Annotated in this window: 18 protein-coding genes; 10 read left to right on the top strand and 8 right to left on the bottom strand. The window is 71.5% G+C overall.

The window, feature by feature from the left end; all coding sequences use genetic code 11:
• The first annotated feature begins 8 nt into the window (after nucleotides 1-8).
• The 3 genes from mreC (at nucleotide 9) to mrdA (ending at nucleotide 3,679) form a co-directional block, all read left to right on the top strand.
• Nucleotides 9-974: a rod shape-determining protein MreC gene (gene mreC, locus SOM08_RS01135; RefSeq protein ID WP_116958934.1), complete on the top strand. Its 966-nt coding sequence runs from the start codon at nucleotides 9-11 to the stop codon at nucleotides 972-974.
• Nucleotides 971-1,501 carry a rod shape-determining protein MreD gene (gene mreD, locus SOM08_RS01130; protein WP_116958935.1) on the top strand — a complete coding sequence of 177 codons (531 nt, stop codon included), beginning with the start codon at nucleotides 971-973 and terminating at the stop codon, nucleotides 1,499-1,501. Before mreC ends, mreD begins: the two co-directional genes overlap by 4 nt.
• Nucleotides 1,502-1,708: 207 nt before the next feature.
• Entirely contained in the window at nucleotides 1,709-3,679 is a 1,971-nt protein-coding gene (gene mrdA / locus SOM08_RS01125) for a penicillin-binding protein 2 (protein ID WP_116958936.1), read from the top strand.
• A 54-nt stretch (nucleotides 3,680-3,733) separates the two neighbouring features.
• Here the strand turns inward: mrdA and SOM08_RS01120 are convergent, their stop codons facing one another.
• The 6 genes from SOM08_RS01120 to SOM08_RS01095 all read right to left on the bottom strand — a co-directional run bounded on the left by SOM08_RS01120 (nucleotide 3,734) and on the right by SOM08_RS01095 (nucleotide 8,666).
• Nucleotides 3,734-5,092: a hypothetical protein gene (locus tag SOM08_RS01120; protein WP_322469881.1), complete on the bottom strand. Its 1,359-nt coding sequence runs from the start codon at nucleotides 5,090-5,092 to the stop codon at nucleotides 3,734-3,736.
• The gene (locus SOM08_RS01115) at nucleotides 5,089-5,811 is read right to left on the bottom strand and encodes a hypothetical protein (protein ID WP_147326216.1); all 723 of its coding nucleotides are present in this window, start codon (nucleotides 5,809-5,811) and stop codon (nucleotides 5,089-5,091) included. The genes SOM08_RS01120 and SOM08_RS01115 overlap by 4 nt, the downstream gene beginning before the upstream one ends.
• A 136-nt stretch (nucleotides 5,812-5,947) precedes the next feature.
• Complete coding sequence (locus SOM08_RS01110; protein WP_070400193.1) at nucleotides 5,948-6,706, bottom strand: sulfite exporter TauE/SafE family protein; 759 nt, start codon at nucleotides 6,704-6,706, stop codon at nucleotides 5,948-5,950.
• Nucleotides 6,707-6,733: 27 nt separating this feature from the next.
• Nucleotides 6,734-7,825: an ACR3 family arsenite efflux transporter gene (arsB, locus tag SOM08_RS01105; RefSeq protein WP_116958939.1), complete on the bottom strand. Its 1,092-nt coding sequence runs from the start codon at nucleotides 7,823-7,825 to the stop codon at nucleotides 6,734-6,736.
• Between the two features lie 4 nt (nucleotides 7,826-7,829).
• Complete coding sequence (locus SOM08_RS01100) at nucleotides 7,830-8,333, bottom strand: arsenate reductase ArsC (RefSeq protein ID WP_116958940.1); 504 nt, start codon at nucleotides 8,331-8,333, stop codon at nucleotides 7,830-7,832.
• Between the two features lie 12 nt (nucleotides 8,334-8,345).
• Nucleotides 8,346-8,666, bottom strand: coding sequence for an ArsR/SmtB family transcription factor (locus SOM08_RS01095; protein ID WP_116958941.1), 321 nt, complete (start codon nucleotides 8,664-8,666; stop codon nucleotides 8,346-8,348).
• Nucleotides 8,667-8,958: 292 nt separating this feature from the next.
• On the opposite strand from SOM08_RS01095, the gene SOM08_RS01090 reads away from it, so the two are divergent.
• Nucleotides 8,959-10,224 (top strand): ammonium transporter, encoded by a 1,266-nt coding sequence (locus tag SOM08_RS01090; protein ID WP_116958942.1) that lies wholly within the window; start codon nucleotides 8,959-8,961, stop codon nucleotides 10,222-10,224.
• Complete coding sequence (locus SOM08_RS01085; RefSeq protein WP_116958943.1) at nucleotides 10,221-10,547, top strand: hypothetical protein; 327 nt, start codon at nucleotides 10,221-10,223, stop codon at nucleotides 10,545-10,547. The genes SOM08_RS01090 and SOM08_RS01085 overlap by 4 nt, the downstream gene beginning before the upstream one ends.
• A 27-nt stretch (nucleotides 10,548-10,574) precedes the next feature.
• Here SOM08_RS01085 and SOM08_RS01080 read toward each other — a convergent pair whose 3' ends face one another.
• Together SOM08_RS01080 and SOM08_RS01075 are read right to left on the bottom strand one after the other, a co-directional pair.
• Nucleotides 10,575-12,233: a GMC family oxidoreductase gene (locus SOM08_RS01080; protein ID WP_116958944.1), complete on the bottom strand. Its 1,659-nt coding sequence runs from the start codon at nucleotides 12,231-12,233 to the stop codon at nucleotides 10,575-10,577.
• A gap of 124 nt (nucleotides 12,234-12,357) precedes the next feature.
• On the bottom strand, nucleotides 12,358-13,875 hold the full coding sequence (locus SOM08_RS01075; RefSeq protein WP_116958945.1) for a CoA-acylating methylmalonate-semialdehyde dehydrogenase: 1,518 nt from the start codon (nucleotides 13,873-13,875) through the stop codon (nucleotides 12,358-12,360).
• 108 nt (nucleotides 13,876-13,983) lie between these two features.
• Here SOM08_RS01075 and SOM08_RS01070 point away from each other — a divergent pair, with 108 nt between their 5' ends.
• The 5 genes from SOM08_RS01070 (at nucleotide 13,984) to SOM08_RS01050 (ending at nucleotide 20,827) form a co-directional block, all read left to right on the top strand.
• The gene (locus SOM08_RS01070) at nucleotides 13,984-14,937 is read left to right on the top strand and encodes a LysR family transcriptional regulator (protein WP_322469880.1); all 954 of its coding nucleotides are present in this window, start codon (nucleotides 13,984-13,986) and stop codon (nucleotides 14,935-14,937) included.
• A gap of 133 nt (nucleotides 14,938-15,070) precedes the next feature.
• Nucleotides 15,071-16,087 carry a sulfate ABC transporter substrate-binding protein gene (locus SOM08_RS01065; protein WP_116958946.1) on the top strand — a complete coding sequence of 339 codons (1,017 nt, stop codon included), beginning with the start codon at nucleotides 15,071-15,073 and terminating at the stop codon, nucleotides 16,085-16,087.
• A gap of 266 nt (nucleotides 16,088-16,353) precedes the next feature.
• Nucleotides 16,354-17,016 (top strand): hypothetical protein, encoded by a 663-nt coding sequence (locus SOM08_RS01060; protein WP_322469879.1) that lies wholly within the window; start codon nucleotides 16,354-16,356, stop codon nucleotides 17,014-17,016.
• Nucleotides 16,998-19,706, top strand: coding sequence for a hypothetical protein (locus SOM08_RS01055; protein ID WP_322469878.1), 2,709 nt, complete (start codon nucleotides 16,998-17,000; stop codon nucleotides 19,704-19,706). The genes SOM08_RS01060 and SOM08_RS01055 overlap by 19 nt, the downstream gene beginning before the upstream one ends.
• A gap of 128 nt (nucleotides 19,707-19,834) precedes the next feature.
• Complete coding sequence (locus tag SOM08_RS01050; protein WP_116959258.1) at nucleotides 19,835-20,827, top strand: sulfate ABC transporter substrate-binding protein; 993 nt, start codon at nucleotides 19,835-19,837, stop codon at nucleotides 20,825-20,827.
• Nucleotides 20,828-20,842 lie beyond the last annotated feature (15 nt).

Raw genomic sequence — 20,842 nt, 5'->3', positions numbered from 1 at the left:
GAGCCGCCATGCCACTGGGCACGCTGGACCGCACCCCACCGCCGTTCTTCAAGCAGGGCCCCTCGGCCCTGTCCAAGCTGATCGTGTTCAGCGCCGTGGCGCTGTTCCTGATGGTGGCCGACCTGCGCTTTCGCGTGGCGCAGCCCGTGCGCGCGGCACTGGCCACGGCGCTGTACCCCGTGCAGTGGGCGGTGCTTCAGCCCGTGCAGCTGGTGGGCGCGGCCGGCGGCTACGTCACCAGCCTGCACACCGCCCAGCAGAACGAAGCCGATGCCGTGCGCCGACTGGCCGACCAGGCCGCGCGCAGCCTGCAGGTGGACCAGCTGATGAATGAAAACCAGCGCCTGCGCGAACTGCTGTCCATGCGCGAGCGCGTGAAGGCCGGCGCCATCGGCGCCCAGGTGGTGTACGACGCCGCCGACCCCTACTCCCGCCGCGTGGTCATCGACCGCGGCCAGACGCATGGCGTGGTGGCCGGCGCGCCGGTGATCGACGAGTCGGGCGTGCTGGGCCAGGTGACGCGCGTGTACCCGCTGATCGCCGAGGTCAGCCTGCTGGTGGACCGCGACCAGGCCATCCCCGTGCTCGACGTCCGCTCCGGCGTGCGCAGCGTGGCCTACGGCCAGCCGGCCAGCGACGGCGACGGCCTGGAACTGCGCTACACCCTGGCCGAGACCGACATCCGCGAAGGCGACCTGCTCACCACCAGCGGTGTGGACGCGGTGTACCCGCCCGGCCTGCCGGTGGCGCGCGTCACCGCCGTGGAGCGCCAGAGCGGCTCGTCCTTCATGCGCATCCGCGCCGAGGCCCTGGCCCGCATGGACGGCGCGCTGCACGTGCTGGTGCTGGAGCCCGCGGGCGCGCAGCTGCCGCCGCCCCCCGCGGCCGCACCCGCCGCGGACGCCACCCAGCCCGGGCCCGTGCCGGGCGCCAAGGCCGCCAGCCGGCCCGGTCGCCAGGGGGCTCGGCCATGATCATGCGCCCCGGCCAGCAACTGCTGCTGCCCGCCAACCCCGTCTTCATCTGGTTCAGCCTGATCTGCGCGCTGGCGCTGAACATGCTGCTCAACATGGGCCTGTTCGGCCGCGCCGCCTGGGTGCCCGACCTGCTCGCGCTCAGCCTGGTGTTCTGGTGCGTGCACCAGCCACTGCGCATCGGTGTGGGCACGGCCTTCTTCTTCGGCCTGGTCATGGACGTGCACCAGGGCGCCCTGCTCGGCCAGCACGCCTTGTCCTACACCGTCATGGCCTTCGGCGCCGTGGCCATGCACCGGCGGCTGCTGTGGTTCCCGGTGCCGGCGCAGTCGCTGCAGGTGCTGCCGCTGTTCGTGGCGGCACACCTCATCGGCATGGTGGTGCGCCTGCTGGCCGGCGGCAGCTTCCCGGGCTGGCCCTACTTCCTTTCGCCGCTGTTCGAGGCCATGCTGTGGCCCGTGGTGACGGTGATGCTGCTGGCCCCCCAGCGCCGCGCACCCGACCCGGACGACAACCGACCGATCTAGATGGACACCCCCGCCGCGCTTCGCGCGCCCCCCTCGAGGGGGCTGAGGGCCGCGGCTCCGAGCCTGCCTGCGCAGGCTTGGGCGGCCCGAAGAGCCTGCGCCTCTGGCACGGGCGCGGCCTGCAAGGCGCGCCCCCGGCCCGGCAAAGCCGGTCCGGGGTGCCCTGGGTCGGGCCACCTCGCGCACAGAGCCCTCGGGTGAACGCACATGACTGAACTGCGCAACGTCGACGCGGACATCTGGCAGTTTCGCCAGCGCGTGATCGTGATCGCGCTGACGGTGCTGTTCGCCTTCGGCCTGATCGTGGCGCGCATGACCTGGCTGCAGGTGACCCGGCACGAGGAGTTCATGGCCCAGGCCGAGAGCAACCGCACGGCGGTGCTGCCGGTGGTGCCCAACCGGGGCCAGATCGTCGACCGCGAAGGCCGCGTGCTGGCCAGCAACTACTCGGCCTACACCCTGGAGATCACGCGCTCGCAGATCGAGGACCTCGACGACACCATCGCCGGCCTGCGCGAGCTGGTGGAGATCTCCCCGCGCGACGAGCGGCGCTTCCGCAAGCTGCTGGAGGAGTCGCACCGCTTCGACTCCCTGCCCATCCGCACCCGGCTGAGCGACGAGGAGGTGGCGCGCTTCACGGCCCAGCGCTACCGCTTCCCCGGCGTGGAGGTGCGCGCGCGGCTGCTGCGCCACTACCCCAACGGCGAAACCGCCAGCCACGTGATCGGCTACATCGGCCGCATCAACCAGCGCGAAAAGGAGCTCATCGCCGACTGGCCCGAGGAAGACCAGGCCAACTACCGCGGCACCGAGTACATCGGCAAGCTCGGCGCCGAGCAGCAGCACGAGCAGACCCTGCACGGCACCACCGGCTTCGAGCGGGTGGAGACCTCGGCCGGCGGGCGCGCGGTGCGCTCGCTCGCGGCCACGCCGCCCACGCCGGGCGACACCGTGGTGCTCACCATCGACGCCAAGCTGCAGAACCTGGTCGAGACGCTGTACGGCGATCGCCGGGGCGCCCTGGTGGCGATCGACCCGCGCAATGGCGAGGTACTGGCCCTGGTCTCCAAGCCCACCTTCGATCCCAACCTCTTCGTCGAGGGCATCGACGTCGACAACTGGCGCGCGCTCAACGAGTCGATCGACAAGCCGCTGCTCAACCGCGCCCTGCGCGGCACCTACCCGCCGGGCTCCACCTACAAGCCCTTCATGGCCATGGCCGCGCTGGAGACCGGCGCGCGCAAGGCCGAGACCGCCATCAACGACCCCGGCTACTGGATGCTGGGCAACCACCGTTTCCGCAGCCACGGCGACGGCGGCCTGGGCGCGGTGGACATGCGCCGCGCCATCATCAAGTCGAGCAACGTCTACTTCTATTCGCTGGCCAACGAGATGGGCGTGGACGCCATCCACGACTTCATGAAGCCCCTGGGCATCGGCCAGCTCACGGGCATCGACCTCAAGGGCGAGGTGCGCGGCGTGCTGCCCAGCCAGCAATGGAAGCGCGACACCTACAAGCGCCCCGAGGCACAGCGCTGGTACGCGGGCGAGACCGTTTCGCTGGGCATCGGCCAGGGCTACAACAACTTCACCATGCTGCAGATGGCCAACGCCATGGCCACCCTGGCCAACGGCGGCGTCAAGCGCACGCCGCACCTGTCGCTGGCGCGGCGCAACCCACTCACCGGCCAGGTCGAGCCGCTGCCCACGCCGCCGACCGAGAACCTGAACTTCAAGCCCGAGCACGTGCGCGTCGTGCTCAGCGCCATGCAGGCCGTCACCACCGAGGGCACTTCGGCGCGCGTGTTCTCGGGCGCCGGCTACACCAGCGGCGGCAAGACCGGCACGGCGCAGGCCGTCACCATCGGCCAGCGCGAGCGCTACGACGCCCGCAAGCTGGAAGAGCACCAGCGCGACCACTCGCTCTACCTGGCCTTCGCGCCGGCCGACGAGCCGCGCGTGGCGCTGGCCGTGATCGTGGAAAACGCCGGCTTCGGCGCCGCCGCGGCCGCGCCCATCGCGCGCCGCGTGTTCGACTACCTGCTGCTCGGCCAGTACCCGAGCGAGCAGGACATCGCCGCCCTGCAGGCCGGCGGGGGCGGTCCGCCCATCGGCACGCCGCGGCGCGTGAGCGACGTGGTCTGGCCACCCGAGGTGCCCGCGGCCACGGCGCCCTGAGGCGGCGCCGGCGGCGCGGGTGCCCGCCCGGCCCGCCAGGGCGGGCTCCCCGCCTCAGTCCAGGAAGCGCGGGCGCTCGTCGGCGCGGCGACGCTCCTGCGTCTGCTGGTCGAACACCGCCTGCGCCGCGGCGGACGTGGGCGCGCCGGCCATGCGCCGGTCCAGGCAGGTTTGGGGCGTGAGCCCGCCCGGGTTGCAGCGGCTTTCCGATGCCTGCACGCAGCGCGCCTGGGCCGCGCGGGCCTCCCGGTTGGCCTGGCACTGGCGCGACAGCTCACCCCATTGCGACACCCAGGCCGCTTCCCTGGCCTCGAATTCGCGCGCTTCGCGCTCGCGCGCCTGGCGCGCTTCCTCGCGGTTGCGCTCGCGCTCGCGTTCGCAGCGCGCGTCGCAGGGCGAGTTGTCCACGCGCGTCAGCAAGGGGCCGATGTCGCGCCACGGCCGGCCCGGCATCGCCTTGCAGCGGGCCTCGTCGGGGCCCTGCGGGTCGGGGCATTGCTGGCGCCGGCAGGCCTGCACGGGCGCCAGTTCCTGGCGGCAGGCCGCCTCGGACGCCTGGCGGAAGGCCTCGACCAGGCGCGCGTGCACGCGGCGCACGTCGGGGGCGTCGGCCGCTTTGTCCAGGGCGTCGGCATGGGCCAGATCGGGTTTGTCCGGCTTCGGCTTTTTCTCGCAGTACGCGAGCTGCGGCGTCTTCTCGCAGAACGCCTGCAAAGCGCTCGCCAGCGCGCTGGCGCTGGCCGAGCTGCGCGGGCAGATGATCAGTTCCGTCAGTTTGACGCCCCCGCGCATGGCGTCCTTGGCGTCGGCCGGCGACAGGTGGCTTCGCCCCTCCCGGGCGCACCAGCCCTGCTGCCCCATGGTGAAGTCGCCGCTCGGGAGCCGGCTGGAGCCGCCGCTGATGATGAAGCGCGACCAGTCGGGGCTGCCCGGCACGTTGAACGACACCTGGCCATCGGGCCGCACGGGCGCGCCCGTGTCCAGATCGACGGCCAGGATCGCCCCGCCCTTGCCGATGAAGAGGCCCAGGCCGTAGACCATGAGCTCGCTGCGCCGGGCGGCCCGCTCCAGCGGCGCGGGCAGCTGCTCCACGGGAAAGCCCCGGACCTCCTTGCCCACGCGGATCTTCACCGAGCTGATGGTCCACACGAGCCCGGCGTTGGCCACCGGCTCGCCCATCAGCGTCGTGAGCTTCCAGCGAATCTCGTGGATCCCGCAGACCTCGGGGACGTCCGGGGTCGCGCTCTTGAAGCACTCCACCCGGGCCAGACCGCCGCCGGGGCGCAGCGTGCCCTGGCCGCCGATCTCGGCCGCCCGGGCGGACGCCCCGCCCAGCGCGGACAGCGCCAGGGCCGCCAGCGCCACCCCCAGCGCCACCAGGCGCCCGCCGTGCCGCGCAAGCCCGCCGCTCATTCCTGGCGCGACCTCATGCCTTCGAGCGTGGAGCCGCTGCCCGAATGGGTGCGGTACTTGCGCTCGCCGTGGAAGGTTTCGCGCTTCTCCTGCAGCAGGTTGCCTTGCCAGGTCACCGTGCACCTGATCTCCTGGTGGTCGCGCCAGGCCGGGTGTTCGATGAAGCCGGTCTTGCACGAGCAATCGAGGTTGCGCGCGCTCGGCGCGTAGCGTTCGATGCGGCTCTCGGCGCGTTCGCAGCCGTCCTCCAGCTCGTCCACGCTCCACCAGGTGGTCTTCACGTTCACCCAGGCCGCGGCCACCGCGGCCCGCTGGCGCGCGGCTTCGTCGGCCGCGGCCTTGCCCGCCTGGGCGCTGGTGTAGATCTGCAGCGCCTGGCTGTAGTACTTGCCCTTGGTGCCGTGCACGCGCAGGTAGCGCTCCAGGCGCTCCAGGGCGGCGGCGTGCTGGCCCGTGGCCTGCAGGGCGCGGCCGTAGTGGTAGTCGAAGTTGGCCGGCATGGGCACGCCAGTGGCCTCGGCGGCCTTGAGCGCGGCGGCCGCCTTGGGCCAGTCGGCCTTGCCGCCCTTGTCCTCCTTCTCCATTTCGCCGGAGGCCAGTTGCAACTGGCGGTCGGCCTCCACGGTCGGCGGCAGGCCCTGAGCGGTGGCGGCGCCCGACCCCAGCAGCGTGGCGGTCAGGCAGGCAAGCAGAAAGCGCGGGAGGCGGGTATGGGGCATGGCGGACAGGATCTCCATCGTCGAAGGCGGACCAAGCCACCCTGGCCTTGGCATCGGCGCACGGGCGGCCAGCTTGATACTAGGCAGGGTTTCCCAGCACGCGAATAGTGCAGATGCACCAAGGCCACGGCCGGAACTAGCGCAGCCAGGCGTCCCAGGTGGTCTTGAGGATCAGCGCCCCCACCACCCCGATGAACACCCAGCGCACGAAACCGCTGCCGTGCTTGAGCGCCAGCCGGGTACCGGCCAGGCTGCCCACCACATTGGCCAGGGCCATCACCAGGGCGTAGTGCCACCACACATGGCCCTTGAGCGCGAACAGCAGCAGCGCCGCCAGGTTGGACGCCGTGTTCAGCAGCTTGGCGCTGGCGCTGGCGTGCAGGAAGTCGAAGCCCAGCCAGCGCACGAACAGGAAGACGAAGAAGCTGCCGGTGCCCGGGCCGAAGAAGCCGTCGTAGAAACCGATGACCGCGCCCATCAGGCAGGCCGCCGCCGTCAGCCGGCGCCCGGCGAAGGCCGGATCGTGCGCGTGGCCCAGGTCCTTGCGCGCCAGGGTGTAGAGCAGCACCGCGCCCAGCACGAAAGGCAGCGCGCGGCGCAGGAAGTCGGGCGAGACCACGGTGACCGTCCAGGCGCCCGCCATGGCGCCGGCGAAGGCCATGGCCGCCGCCGGCAGCAGCGCGCGCCAGGGCATGTCCACGCGCCGCGCGTACTGCACCGTGGCCGCCGCCGTGCCCAGCACGGCCGCGCCCTTGTTGATGCCGAACAGCGTGGCCGGGTGGGTGTGGGGAAAGACCGCGAACATCGCGGGCACGAGGATCAGCCCGCCCCCGCCCACGATCGAGTCCACGAAGCCGGCCAGCAGCGAGGCGGCCGAGACGAGCAGCAGTTCCATAACGGCGGCGATTGTCTCCGCCCGCGCTCAGGCGCCGCGCCGCCCCGCCGCGCCCCGCTCGTACCAGGCCTGGCTGCGGTTCACGGCGGCCACCACGGCCAGCATCACCGGCACCTCGATCAGCACGCCCACCACCGTGGCCAGCGCCGCGCCGGACTGAAAGCCGAACAGGCCGATGGCGGTGGCCACCGCCAGTTCGAAGAAGTTGCTCGCGCCGATCAGCGCCGACGGCCCCGCCACGCAGTGCGCCACGCCGAACCGGCGGTTGAGCCAGTAGGCCAGCCCCGAATTGAGCAGCACCTGGACCAGGATCGGCACCGCGAGCAGGGCGATGACCAGGGGCTGCCCCAGCAGGGCCTCGCCCTGGAAACCGAACAGCAGCACCAGCGTGAGCAGCAGCGCGCCGATGGACAGCGGCCCCAGCCGCGACACCACCGCCTCGAAGCGGGCCTGGCCACGCCGCCGCAGTGCCCGGCGCCAGGCCTGGGCCAGGGCCACGGGCACCACGATGTACAGGCCCACGGAGATGAGCAGCGTGTCCCAGGGCACGGTGATGGACGACAGCCCCAGCAGCAGCGCCACGATGGGCGCGAAGGCCACGACCATGATGGCGTCGTTGAGCGCCACCTGCGACAGCGTGAAGTACGGGTCGCCGCGGCAGAGCTGGCTCCACACGAACACCATGGCCGTGCAGGGCGCGGCCGCCAAGAGGATCAGGCCGGCCACGTAGCTGTCGATCTGGTCCGGCGGCAGCCAGGGCGCGAAGGCGTGGCGGATGAACAACCAGCCCAGCAGCGCCATGGAGAAGGGCTTGACGGCCCAGTTGACGAACAGGGTGACGCCGATGCCCCGCGCGTGCGCGCGCACCTGACCCAGTGCGGCGAAGTCGATCTTCAGCAGCATCGGGACGACCATCACCCAGATGAGCGCGCCCACCACCAGGTTCACCCGGGCCAGCTCCAGCGCGGCGATGGCGTGGAACAGACCGGGCAGCAGCCGCCCGAGCGCCACGCCGGCGACGATGCACAGCGCGACCCAGAGGCTCAGGTAGCGCTCGAAGAAACCGATGGCGGGCGCGGCGCCCGGTGGCGCCGACAGGGCGCTGTCCTGCAGGGCCATGGGATCAGTCCTTGGCCAGCGCGCGCGCCGAGTCCTGCAGCGCCAGGCGGTCCACGGCGCTTGCGGGCAGATTGACCAGCAGCTCAAGCCGTCGGCGGATGGCCAGCAGGGTCTGCCGGAAAGCGTCGAGCTGCTGCTCGGGCGTCCCCGTCACCGAGGACGGGTCGGCATAGCCCCAATGGGCCGTGGCCGGCTGGCCGGGCCAGTAGGGGCAGGTTTCGCCCGCGGCGTTGTCGCAGACGGTGATGACCAGGTCCATGGGCGGCGCGTCGGGGCGGCCGAATTCGTCCCAGCCCTTGCTGCGCAGCCCCTCGGTGGCGATGCCCGCGCGCCGCAGCACCTCCAGGGCCAAAGGGTGGGGCTGCTGGTTGTCGCGCGGCTGGCTGCCGGCCGAGTAGGCCTTGAAACGGCCCTGGCCCAAGTGGTTGAGCGTGGCCTCGGCCAGGATGCTGCGGGCGGCGTTGTGCGTGCACAGGAAGAGCACGTTCAGGGGAGCGGGTGAGGTCATGGCGGTGAAAGATCAGCAAGCGCAGGACGGGCCGTCCACGGCGCACGGCGCGCCCTGGCAGCAGTTCTCGGTGAGGTAGGCCAGCAGGCCGTTCATGTGCGCGTAGACCGCGCGGTAGATGAGGTTGCGCCCCTCGCGCTGCTGCGTCACCAGGCCGGCGTTCGCCAGCTCCTTGAGGTGAAAGGACAGCTTGGTGGCGGCGATGTCGAGCCGCTCGGTCATGGCACCGGGCGTGAGGCCCTCGTCGCCGGCCACGACCAAGGCGCGAAATACGCGCAGGCGGTGCTCGTGGGCCAGCGCGGCGAGGCATTGAATGGCGGTGGGTTCGTCCATCCTTCAATAATACAAGAATTATTGAATTAATAAGCGGCCCACCAAAAGAAAAAGCCGACCTTTTGGGTCGGCTCTTCCAGTCGTGTAGTGCGCCGGTTCGGCACGCCCGGCATTGCCGGTATGGGTTGTCTCCTCGGTCTCCAACGACCCGGATACCCCTAGGGAGCACCAGGCAACTCGGAGACTGTAGCCGCTTGCACCGCCCGGGTGCATCGGGGCTTTCCCTTGCATGGGACCGACCGCTGGCACAGGAAATGCAGAACGCCGCCCACCACCACCTGGGACTTCAGCCATGCCAGACAACATCAGCGGCCCCGCCCTGGCGGCCTTGGACAGCCTCTCGGGCGCCGACACCGCCTGGGTCATGGTGAGCACCGCCCTGGTGCTGCTCATGACCTTGCCGGGCATCGGCCTGTTCTACGGCGGCATGGTGCGCCGCTTCAATGCCCTCAACACCATGGCCAGCGTGATGGCGATCGCCGCGCTGGTGAGCGTTCTGTGGTTTGCGATCGCTTACTCACTGGCTTTCACGCCCGGGGGCGAGTCGGGTGGCTTCATCGGTGGCCTGTCGCGCGCCGGCTTCGCCGGGCTGCAATACCTCGGCCCGGACGGGCGGGTGGCCGTGAGCCACATCGCGCCGCGGCTGCCGGAGTCGGTGTTCGCCCTGTTCCAGCTCAGCTTCGCCGTCATCACCTGCGCCCTGGTGGTGGGCGCCCTGGTGGAGCGCATGAAGTTCGGCGCCCTGCTCGGCTTCGCTGGCCTGTGGCTGCTGCTGGTTTATGCGCCGATCGCGCATTGGGTCTGGGAACCGGGGGGCTGGCTGGCCCAGCTCGGTGCGCTGGACTTCGCCGGCGGTGCCGTGGTGCACATCAACGCCGGCGCGGCCGCCCTGGTCTGCGCCTACGCCCTGGGCCCGCGCCAGGGCTATGGGCGCGAGCCCTTCCTGCCCTTCAACCTGGGCCTCACCATGGCCGGCACCGGCCTGCTGTGGGTGGGCTGGTTCGGTTTCAACGGCGGCTCGGCCCTGGCGGCCGACGGCCGCGCGGGCCTGGCGATGGTGGTCACGCACATCGCCGCGGCGGCCGGCGCCCTGGCCTGGATGCTGGCCGAATGGTGGACCCGCCAACGCGCCACCCTGCTGGGTCTGTGCTCGGGCGTGGTGGCGGGGCTGGTGGCCATCACGCCGGCCGCCGGTTTCGTCGGCCCGCGCGCGGCCCTGCTCATCGGCGTGGCGGCGGGCTTCGCCTGCTACTGGGGTGCCACGGGGCTCAAGCGCCTGCTGCGCGCCGACGACTCGCTCGACGTCTTCGGCGTGCACGGCGTGGGCGGGCTGGTGGGCGCGCTGCTCACCGGCGCGCTGGCCGACCCGGCGATCTCGGGCCAACAGGGCAGCCTGCTCACCCAACTCATCGCCTGCGCGGCGGTGCTGGCCTACAGCCTGGTGATGACCACCGTGGTGCTGTTCATCGTCTCGCGCTTCGCCGGTCTGCGCGTGGGCGCCGACGCCGAGCGCCAGGGCCTGGACGCCGCCCTGCACAACGAGAGGCTGGGCGGGTGAGCGGCGGCAGCGAGCTGTTCGCCATCGCGGCGCACCTGCACGTGCTGCTGCGGCGCAAGACCGGCCGGGTCATCGACACCGAATGGCTGGCCACCAACGCCGAGTACGCGCGCGCCATCGTGCGCTTCACGCGCGAGCGGGCCGCCGCCGAGGGCCACGCGGACCTGCTGCCCTGGGCCGACAAATTGGAGGCGGCCATCGTGGCCATGGGCGCGGCGCCGCGCAAGACGCTGCTGGACGTGGCGGCCGAGGCGCTGCGCGCCGCGCCCGGGCCGGCGCCCCTGGACGAGCCGCCCCACAAATACGTGGGCGGTTTGCGCTGAGGCCGATCCGATCCGCCGCCGGCGGACTCAGGCGCCTTCGCGGATCCAGCGCGCGGCCTTCTCCGCGATCATCAGCGTGGGGCTGTTGGTGTTGCCGCTGGTGATGGTGGGCATCACGCCCGCGTCCACCACGCGCAGGCCGGCCACGCCGCGCACACGCAGGTGGCTGTCGACCACGGCGCTGTCGTCGTCCGCGCGACCCATCTTGGTGGTGCCCACGGGGTGGAAGATGGTGCTGGCGATGTCGCCGGCCAGGCGCGCGAGCTCTTCGTCGCTCTGGTACTGCGGGCCGGGCTTGAACTCCTCGGGCCGGTACCTCGCCAGCGCGGGCTGGGCCACGATGCGCCGCGTCACGCGCAGGCTGTCGGCGGCCACGCGGCGGTCCTCCTCGGTGGCCAGGTACAGCGGCGCGATGGCCGGTGCGGCCTCGGGGTCGGCACCGGTGATGCGCACGTGCCCCCGGCTGCTGGGGTTGAGGTTGCACACGCTCGCGGTGAAGGCCGGGAAGGCGTGCAGCGGCTCGCCGAAGGCGTCCAGGCTCAGCGGCTGCACGTGGTACTCCAGGTTGGCGTGCGGCTGTGAAGGATCGCTGCGCGTGAAGGCGCCGAGTTGGCTGGGCGACATGCTCATGGGCCCGCTGCGCGACAGCGCGTACTGCAGGCCGATGCGCGCCTTGCCCCACAGCGAATTGGCCAGCACGTTGAGCGTGGGCGCGCCCTGCACCTTGTAGACCGCGCGGATCTGCAGGTGGTCCTGCAGGTTCTCGCCCACGCCGGGCAGTTCGTGCAGCACCTCGACGCCGTGCCCGCGCAGCAGCCCGGCCGGGCCCAGGCCCGAGCGCTGCAGCAGCGCGGGCGAGCCCACGCTGCCGGCGCTCAGCACCAGTTCGCGCGCGGCGCTCACGCGGACCCGCTCGCCGCCCCGGCGCAGCTCGGCCCCGGTGCAGCGCAGCGCGCCATCGGCGCCGCGCTGGAACAGCAGGCGCTCGGTCAGGGTTTCGGTCCACACCGTGAGGTTGGGCCGGTGCTGCACCGGTCGCAAAAAGGCCTTGGACGCGTTCCAGCGCCAGCCGGCCTTCTGGTTCACCTCGAAATAGCCCACGCCCTCGTTGTCGCCGCCGTTGAAGTCGGCCGTGGCGGGCACACCGGCCTGCTGCGCGGCCAGGGCGAAGGCGTCAAGGATGTCCCAGCGCAGGCGCTGCTTCTCCACGCGCCACTCGCCGGTGCTGCCGCGCCGGCCGTTGCCGTGCAGCGCCGCGAAGGCCGCGTCCTGGGCGGCGTCCAGGCGGTGGTGGTCTTCGTGCGCCATGAAGTCGGGCAGGCAGGCGTCCCAGCGCCAGGCGTCGTCGCCCGTGGCCTCGGCCCAGCGCTCGTAGTCGCGCCGCTGGCCACGCATGTAGATCATGCCGTTGATGCTGGAGCAGCCGCCCAGGGTCTTGCCGCGCGGGTAGCGCAGGCGCCGGCCGTTGAGGCCGGGGTCGGGCTCGGTCTGGTAGCACCAGTCGGTGCGCGGGTTGCCGATGCAGTACAGGTAGCCCACCGGGATGTGGATCCAGTGGTAGTCGTCCCTGCGGCCGGCCTCCACCAGCAGCACGCGCTTCGACGGATCGGCCGACAGGCGATTGGCGAGCAGACACCCCGCCGTGCCGGCGCCGATGACGATGAAATCGAAACGGGTGTTGCTCACGCGTGCCTCCTGTTCGTGCAATGTCGCCGGAAAAGGTACCGCGGCAGCCGAGGATCCGGCTTCGCCGGTCTTCAGGCGGCGTCCCCCCGCGGGGGGGAAGCGCCGAAGGCGCGCAGGGGGGCGCTCATTTCGCGGTGGGCATCACGAATTCGGCGCCTTTGCCGATCGACTCCGGCCAGCGCTGCATGATCGACTTCTGCTTGGTATAGAAGCGCACGCCCTCCTCGCCGTAGGCGTGCATGTCGCCGAACAGGCTCTTCTTCCAGCCGCCGAAGCCGTGCCAGGCCATGGGCACGGGGATCGGCACGTTGATGCCCACCATGCCCACCTGGATGCGGCGCGCGAACTCGCGCGCCACGTTGCCGTCGCGCGTGAAGCAGGAGACGCCGTTGCCGAACTCGTGCTCGTTGATGATCTGCACCGCCTGCGCGAAGTCGGGCACGCGCACGCAGCTGAGCACGGGGCCGAAGATCTCTTCCTTGTAGATGCGCATGTCGGTGCCCACGTGGTCGAACAGCGTGCCACCCATCCAGAAGCCCTGGTCGCAACCCTTGCCCGCCGAAGCACCCTTGAAGCCCCGGCCATCGACCAGCAGCTTCGCGCCTTCCTTTGCGCCGGTCTCGATGTAGCCGCTGATGCGCTGGTGCGCGGCGGCCGTGACGATGGGGCCCATCTCGGCCGCGAGGTTCATGCCGTCCAGCACCTTGAGCGCCTTCGTGCGCTCGACCAGCTTCGGCATGATCCTGTCGGCCACGTCGCCCACCAGCACGGCCACGCTGATGGCCATGCAGCGCTCGCCCGCACTGCCGTAGGCCGCGCCGATGAGCGCGTCCACCGCCTGGTCGAGGTCGGCGTCGGGCATCACCACCATGTGGTTCTTGGCGCCGCCCAGGGCCTGCACGCGCTTGCCGTGGCGGGCGCCGGTCTCGTAGATGTGGTTGGCGATGGGCGTGGAGCCGACGAAGCTGATGGCCTTCACGTCGGGGTGCACCAGCAGCGCGTCCACCGCCTCCTTGTCGCCCTGTACCACGTTGTAGACGCCGTCGGGCAGGCCGGCCTGCTTCAGCAGTTCGCCAATGAACAGCGAGGGCGAGGGGTCGATGGGACTGGGCTTGAGCACGAAGCTGTTGCCCGCGGCAATGGCCACCGGGAACATCCACATGGGCACCATCACCGGGAAGTTGAAGGGCGTGATGCCCGCCACCACGCCCAGCGGCTGGCGCAGGGTCCAGTTGTCCATGCCGGTGGAGACCTGGTCGGTGAAGTCGCCCTTGAGCAGCTGCGGAATGCCGCAGGCGAATTCGATGATGTCGATGCCGCGCGCCACCTCGCCCTGGGCGTCGGTGAACACCTTGCCGTGCTCGGCCGTGATGAGGCGCGCGAGCGCGTCCTTGTGCTGGTTCACCAGCTCGAGGAACTTGAACATCACGCGCGCGCGGCGGATGGGCGGCGTGTCGGCCCAGGCCGGGAAGGCGGCCTGGGCGGCGGCCACGGCGGCGTCCACGTCGGCGGCGTTGGCCAGGGCCACGCGGCCGGTCACCGCGCCGGTGGCGGGGTTGGTCACGTCCTGCACGCGCGCGGACGTGCCGGCGGCGGCGCGGCCGCCGATGAAGTGGGTGATGGCGCTGGGGTTCGTGGTCATGGCGGGCGGGCGTGGGCGGTGAAGAAGCGGTCCAGTCTAGGCAGAGGGCCTGCCCGCGCCTAGGCCCGTGGCTTGAACGTTTTGTTTGCCATGGTGAACAATCGCCGCATGAGTCTGGAAAAAGCCGAACACCTCTGGTCCCACCTGCACTGGCTCACGGTGCTGGCGCAACACGGCAGCTACACGGCGGCGGCGCAGCGCCTGGGCGTGAGCAAGGCCGCCATGAGCCAGCACATCAGCGAGCTCGAGCGCGCCGCCGGCGTGCCCCTGGTGCAGCGCACCACGCGCAGCGTGCGCCTGACGGAGGCCGGCCAGCGCCTGGTCGACGGCCTGCGCGAGCCCTTCGAGCGCATCGCCCAGGGCTTCGCCAGCGTGCGCGACCTGGCCGCGGTGCCGGTGGGCCGCGTGCGGGTCACCGCGCCGGTGGCCTTCGCGCGCCAGCAGCTGGTGCCGCGCATCGCCGGCTTCCTGCGCGAGCACCCCGGCATCCGCCTCGAGCTGGACCTGTCGGACCGCCTGAGCTCGCTGGCCACCGAGGGCTTCGACCTCGCCATCCGCCACACCGCCACGCCACCCGACACGCACGTGGCCTGGACCCTGTGCCGCACGCGCTCGGTGCTGGTGGCCAGCCGCGCCTACCTGCGCCGCCGCGGCACGCCCGCCACGCCGCAGGACCTGGCGGGCCACGACTGCCTGCACTACCCGCGCGCGCAGGACACGCCGGCCTGGCACTTCCAGCAGGCCGGCGAGGCGCGCCGCCAGGCGCCGGCCCAGCGCCTCACCGTGCCGGTGGCGGGGCCCTTCGCCGCCAACAACAGCGAGGCCCTGCGCGACGCCGCGATCGCGGGCCTGGGCATCGCGCTGGTGCCCGACTTCAGCGCGCAGGCCGCCCTGCGCGCGGGCAAGCTGGTGGAGGTGCTGCCGGACTGGGCCTCGGTGGGCACCTTCAGCGACCACCTCTACGCCATCCGTCCCTACGCGAGCCACGTACCACGCGCGGTGTCGGTGTTCGTGGCCTGGCTGCGCGAGGCGCTGGCGGAGGGGTTTCCGCTGCGCGGCTGAGCCCCGCAAGCGGTGGCCATAGACGTTTTCGTCATAAACAACCAACAACGTATTCGTTCCTTCCTGGCGGTGTTCTCGGGAACATCGCGGCCTCGCTGTCTCACAGCACCGCCATCCGAAGAAGGAACGATCCATGACCGCCCGCCGCCACCTGCTGACCACCCTGGGCGCCGCCGCCCTCGCCCTGAGCGTGGGCGCTGCCCAGGCCCAGACCCCCGCACCCGCGACCCTGCTCAACGTGAGCTACGACCCCACGCGCGAGCTCTACGTCGAGATCAACCAGGCCTTCGCCAAGCACTGGAAGGCCAAGACCGGGCAGGACGTGACGATCAAACAGTCGCACGGCGGCTCGGGCAAGCAGGCGCGCTCCATCATCGACGGCCTGGACGCCGACGTGGCCACGCTGGCCCTGGCCGGCGACACCGATGCGCTGCACACCAACGGCCAGTGGATTCCCAAGGACTGGCAGAAGCGCCTGCCGCACAACAGCTCGCCCTACACCTCCACCATCGTGCTCGCGGTGCGCCAGGGCAACCCCAAGAACATCAAGGACTGGGACGACCTGGTGCGCCCCGACGTGAAGGTCATCACCCCCAACCCCAAGACCTCGGGCGGCGCGCGCTGGAACTACCTGGCCGCGTGGGAATTCGCCAAGCGCAAGTTCGGCGGTGACGCCCAGGCCAAGGACTTCGTCGCCCGGCTCTACAACAACGTGCCGGTGCTCGACACCGGCGCGCGCGGCTCGACCATCACCTTCGCGCAGCGCAACCAGGGCGACGTGCTGATCGCCTGGGAGAACGAGGCCTACCTGCTCGAGAAGGAGTTCGGCACCCGGTTCGACTTCGTCTACCCCTCTCTGTCGATCCTGGCCGAGCCCGCGGTGACCGTGGTGGACAGGAACGTGGACAAGAAGGGCACGCGCGCCGTGGCCCAGGCCTACCTGGAGTACCTCTACACCGAAGAGGCGCAGGACATCATCGGCAAGAACTTCTACCGCCCGGTCTCGGCCAAGGCCCAGGCCAAGGTCGCCAGGCCACTGCCCCCGCTCAAGCTGTTCACCATCGACCAGGCCTTCGGCGGTTGGGACAAGGCCGCGAAGGCGCACTTCGCCGACGGCGGCAGCTTCGACCAGATCTACACCAGGAAGTGAGCGCGCCGCCGCCGTCACCAGCCTCCGGGGCACCGCCGGGTCCCGGGGTGGCCTGAAAGGGGGCCCGGGCCTGCGGACCTGGGCCAGGGCGCGGAACGCGACATCCGCATCATCGAAGCGGCGAGCGGACACGCCCCCCCGGCATGGCCGCTCAGACGTTTCTGTCATGAGCACAGAACCAAACATTGGTTGGTGAAACGGGCCGGCGCACCTAGAGTGCGCCCATTCGTAAGCCTATTTCATTACCGAAACTTTTGGACCTGGCCATGTCGAGCGCACGGACACCCACCCCGCTGGCGGCGGACGCCCAGGCGCCGCTGCGCCGGGCGACCGAAGCGGTCGAGGCCTGGTGCACGAGCGAGCTCATCAACAACCCCCGGCACGGCTGGCTCTCGCGCGTACCCCCCACCCAGGTGCTGCTCCCGCTGTCCGGCCCGCCCACGCCCGACGACCTGGACGATCTGCTGGCCAAGGCCGGGCGGACGCCGACCTTCTTCCTGACCCACCCCCTGGTGATCGCGGCCTTCGAACGCGAATGCGCACGCACCGGTGTGCGGCCGGCCCCCACCGTGCTGTTCGACGCACGCGTCCTCACCTGGCGCGACACGCCCCTGATCCCCTGCGACACGCTGTCCCTGGTCGATGGCAAGGGCAAGGTCCTGCTGCTGTGCGCGGGCGACGGGCGCCCGACCCCACCGGTGCGCGCCTGCGGCAACCAGCGCCGGGCCATCGCCACTTACCTGATCGTTTTGCACCAGGCGCTGGCCGGGCACGCGCCCGACGCGCTCGCGGTGCTGGAAGACGTCGAGATCGGTCGCAGCCACGCGTATCCCGACACCTACAAAGGCTGGACCATGGACCACGGCCCCGCCCCGCGCCGAGCGGCCACGACACAGGAAGGAACGACCCCGTGCAGTCACTGTCCCTAGGCTGGATCCGCCGGCCGCCTTCCCCGCGCAAGGCCCGGGTCGAAAGCCCCCCAACCCGCCCGTCGCCGGACGGCGGCCACGGCAGCGACTCGGCGCCGCGCCGCCCGCGCACGCTCCAGCCCCCCGGCAGCCCATCACACGCCCAAAACAACCTGCGGCAGCTGCACGACCAGCGCGCGTCGCGCCAGCCGTCGGCACCCGGCAGTCCCCGGCCGTCGCCGCGGCAGGGCGTGCGGGCGGCGGCGCCCGCGGACGCCCCGGTCGTCGGTGCCGCGTACGTCGCCCCCGGTCTGCTGGACAGGCCCGACCTCCTGAGCGCGGTCTGCGCCAGCTGGGCGGCGGGGGTGGGCGCCACCAGCGGCGCCGGCCTGGCGAACGCCTTCACCGACAGCGCCGGCGGCGACGCGCTGCCCGCCACGCTGCTGGCGGGCGGCGCCTTCAACCTGCTGTGCTCGCTCGTCGACACCGGCCTGACCCTGCACGCCTGGCGCGAGGCCCGCCAGCAGTACCAGGTGTTCGAGGCGCTGCTGGGGGCGCAGCACCTCCTGCTGCACCAGCTGAACCACCAGCTGCGCCACGGCCCCGACCCGCGCGTGCAGGCCGCGCGCGACCTCGCGCAATTCAACGTGGACGCGCTGATCGGCCTGCTGAAGGGTTTCGAGAAGGCCTATCTGCTGGGCCCGGAGCGCGAGCGGGCCGCTGAGCGGCGCCTGTTGCACCTCGACCATCTGGTGAGCGCCGACGTGGCCCTGCGCTTGCGCCAGCAGGCCCTGGCCTACCCGGATGAACGGCGCCAAGGCCTGGCCGACCACGCCGAGCGGCAGCGCGACGCCTTGCAGGCGCGCATCGATGCCTTCGACGCCGCGTCGCGAGTGCCGCTGTTCGAGCGCATGCGCGACGGCCTGCACCGCCCCCTCGACCTGCTCGGCGGCCTCAGCGACGAGCAGGTCGCCGTCCTGCGCGACGGCGTGCTGCAGGGCGCCAAAGCCCCCTTCCAGCTCTTCAACGCGCTGGCCACGCTGCTGCCCCAGCTGATCACCAGCGGCGCGGCCGGCGCCGCCCTGGACACCGTGGGCCAGGCCGTGCCGCCGGTGGCGGCGCTGCTGGCGCTGGCCGGTCTGCTCACCGCGCACGGGGACCACAGGGGCGGTCGCCAGCGCATCGGCAAGGCGCGGGCCACCCGCCGCGCCAAGCTGCTGACCTTCGAGCGCGTGGTGTGGGGCCTGTCCCCCGACAGCTTCAACCCAGGCGCCGACCCCGAGCAGGTGAAGCAGGCCCAGCAGGTGCGCCGCAACCTCGCCCGGCAACTGGTCAAGGCCATCCAGCGCAGCAACCAGGCCAAGCGGGTGGCCTGGGCCCGCCAATTCCGGGGCAAGCTCAACCTGTTTAATTTTCTGCTCAGCCTGTTGGGCCTGGCCGCGATGGCGGCGGGCACCGGTTCGTATGGGACGATCCCGGCCGCCGTCGTCGGCTCCGCACTGGGCCTCTTCCTGCTCACGCACCTCGCCAAGTACCAGGCCTACCTGGCGGCGGACCGACAGCGCATGCGCCGGCGCGACCGGGAAGCCCAGGCCTTCGGCGATGCGGACGGCGTCAAGGCCGGCCTGCTGTACGCCGGCCGCCTCGACGGCGACACCTCGATGAGCGAGGCCCAGCGGCAGGCGCTGCGCCACAACACCTTCCTAAGCCTCGGCTGGCTGCAGGGCCAGCTCTACGCAGCGGGGCTGCAGGCCAGCCGGGGCCCCGAAGGCGAGCCGCCGCTGTGCGACGCCGAACAGGCCCTGCTGGACGCCGGCGCAACGCCCGACACCTTGCGCGCGCTGCGCCAGGCGGCCGGGGTCCAGACGCGGGAGCAGCACGGCCAGCTGGTGCGCGCCGTGGCCACGGGCACCATCGGCCTGCGGCTGTTGGCTTCGCGCCCGAGCGCACCGCTCGAGGGCGATCGCGCCCCGGTGCCGGTGCTGCGCACGCACGCGGCCCACGCGCCCACGCCCTTTGCCCCTCTCGCGGACCTGATCGACGCCGTCAAACGCGCCGGCAAGGCGGAGCGGCGAAGGGGCCACAACCGCGTGGGGCGCCTCGCGCGCGGCCTCTGGCGCAAGTCCCTCGCCACCCCCAGGCAGGCGCTCAAGGCCCTGGAGCGCCATGAACGGCGCGGCGACACCGACGCGCTCGCCCAGTTGCGGCGCGACCTGCTCCAGCCCCTGCTCAACGGCCTGCCGCTGCGCCCCGACGGCCTGGGCATCGCCTGGCCCGAGCGCTACCGGGGCAATGGCGATGACGACCCGGACACCGCCAACTGCCTGATCCGCTGCCTGCGGGAGCTGCAGGACAGCTGCCGGCTGGGCCAGCTCGCCCTGGCCGACGAGCAGGAGAAGGGGCGATGGTCCGACCGCTGGATGCGGCGGCGACTGCGCGACTGCGCCGAACTGGCCGAGCGCCTGGTACAGGCCGTGCAGCAGGAGCGCGCCCAGCCCGAACCCTGGTGGGACGAACTGGTCGATGGCCCGCCGGTTTTCCGGCTGGCGGACGACGAGGCGGAGCGGTTCGACCGGTGGTCTTGCGGGCGCGAGGGCGATGAGGCGCTGTCCGAGATCGACGGCCCGTTCGATGCCTCGGGGGCGTCCTGGCACGGGGACGCCCCCGAGCCGGCCGCCGGCCCACTGCCGGCCTATGCCATGAAGGTCTGAGCCCACAGGAACCGGGTCGAGGCTACATGCCGCAACGGCATAAAGAAACAAGAAAACTGTCGTTTGCATTTGTGAAGAGCACTTCCAGAATGCCCTTCCCGATTCCCGAACGCCCCGAGTTTCCGACCATGACAACCGCACTGCGCACCACCGCCGCCGCCCTGGGCCTGGCCCTGAGCACGCTGGCCTCGGCCCAGACCACCACGCTGCTCAACGTCTCCTACGACGTGGCGCGCGAGTTCTACAAGGACATCAACACCGCCTTCGTCGAACAGCAAAAGAAGGCCGGCAAGGCCGTGGTGGTGAACCAGTCGCACGCCGGCTCCAGCGCCCAGGCGCGCGCCGTGGCCGACGGCCTGGAGGCCGACGTGGTCACCATGAACACCACCACCGACGTGGACTTCCTGGCCGACAAGGGCGTGGTCGCCAAGGACTGGCGCCAGAAGTTCCCGCACAACGCCGCGCCCACCACCTCCACCATGCTGTTCCTGGTGCGCAACGGCAACCCCAAGCACATCAAGGACTGGGACGACCTCATCAAGCCCGGCGTGCAGGTCGTGGTGGTCAACCCCAAGACCGGCGGCAACGGCCGCTACGCCTACCTGGCCGCCTGGGGCCAGGTGCGCGCCAAGGGCGGCAGCGACGAGCAGGCCGCCGAGTTCGTGAAGAAGCTCTACGCCAACGTGCCGGTGCTGGCGCGCGGCGGGCGCGACGCCACCGGCATCTTCCTGCAGCGCAACATCGGCGACGTGCTGATCACCTTCGAGTCCGAGGTGGTGTCGGTGAACAACGAGTTCGGCGCCGGCAAGGTCGACGCCGTGCACCCGAGCGCGAGCGTCGTGGCCGAGAACCCGGTGGCCATCGTCGAGCGCACGGTGAACAAAAAGGGCACGGCCGCCCAGGCCAAGGCCTACCTCGACTTCCTCTACAGCGACCAGGGCCAGGAAATCGCGGCCAAGCACAACATCCGCCCGCGCTCGGAAGCGGTGCTCAGAAAGCACGCCGACGTCTTCAAGCCCATCAAGCTGTTCACCGTCGAGCAGTACTTCGGCTCCTTCGCCGACGCGCAGAAGGTGCACTTCAACGACGGCGGCAGGTTCGACCAGCTGTACGTGAAGTAAGCCCCCCGCGCTTCG

Origin of the sequence: Hydrogenophaga sp. SNF1 (assembly GCF_034421675.1) — a bacterium.
In the GTDB taxonomy this organism is placed as follows: Bacteria; Pseudomonadota; Gammaproteobacteria; order Burkholderiales; family Burkholderiaceae_C; genus Hydrogenophaga; species Hydrogenophaga borbori.
The sequence above is the reverse complement of the archived record's forward strand: the minus strand, read 5'-3'. Positions and strand labels throughout refer to the sequence as shown.

Bases quoted from the DNA above. Each gene is read 5' to 3' on its own strand.
- mreC (WP_116958934.1), top strand. From the start codon at position 9: ATGCCACTGGGCACGCTGGACCGCACCCCACCGCCGTTCTTCAAGCAG.
- SOM08_RS01070 (WP_322469880.1), top strand. From the start codon at position 13,984: ATGAGTCTGGAAAAAGCCGAACACCTCTGGTCCCACCTGCACTGGCTC.
- SOM08_RS01115 (WP_147326216.1), bottom strand. From the start codon at position 5,811: ATGCCCCATACCCGCCTCCCGCGCTTTCTGCTTGCCTGCCTGACCGCC.
- SOM08_RS01075 (WP_116958945.1), bottom strand. From the start codon at position 13,875: ATGACCACGAACCCCAGCGCCATCACCCACTTCATCGGCGGCCGCGCC.
- SOM08_RS01095 (WP_116958941.1), bottom strand. From the start codon at position 8,666: ATGGACGAACCCACCGCCATTCAATGCCTCGCCGCGCTGGCCCACGAG.
- mreD (WP_116958935.1), top strand. From the start codon at position 971: ATGATCATGCGCCCCGGCCAGCAACTGCTGCTGCCCGCCAACCCCGTC.
- mrdA (WP_116958936.1), top strand. From the start codon at position 1,709: ATGACTGAACTGCGCAACGTCGACGCGGACATCTGGCAGTTTCGCCAG.
- SOM08_RS01050 (WP_116959258.1), top strand. From the start codon at position 19,835: ATGACAACCGCACTGCGCACCACCGCCGCCGCCCTGGGCCTGGCCCTG.
- SOM08_RS01100 (WP_116958940.1), bottom strand. From the start codon at position 8,333: ATGACCTCACCCGCTCCCCTGAACGTGCTCTTCCTGTGCACGCACAAC.
- SOM08_RS01090 (WP_116958942.1), top strand. From the start codon at position 8,959: ATGCCAGACAACATCAGCGGCCCCGCCCTGGCGGCCTTGGACAGCCTC.
- SOM08_RS01060 (WP_322469879.1), top strand. From the start codon at position 16,354: ATGTCGAGCGCACGGACACCCACCCCGCTGGCGGCGGACGCCCAGGCG.
- SOM08_RS01110 (WP_070400193.1), bottom strand. From the start codon at position 6,706: ATGGAACTGCTGCTCGTCTCGGCCGCCTCGCTGCTGGCCGGCTTCGTG.
- SOM08_RS01120 (WP_322469881.1), bottom strand. From the start codon at position 5,092: ATGAGCGGCGGGCTTGCGCGGCACGGCGGGCGCCTGGTGGCGCTGGGG.
- arsB (WP_116958939.1), bottom strand. From the start codon at position 7,825: ATGGCCCTGCAGGACAGCGCCCTGTCGGCGCCACCGGGCGCCGCGCCC.
- SOM08_RS01065 (WP_116958946.1), top strand. From the start codon at position 15,071: ATGACCGCCCGCCGCCACCTGCTGACCACCCTGGGCGCCGCCGCCCTC.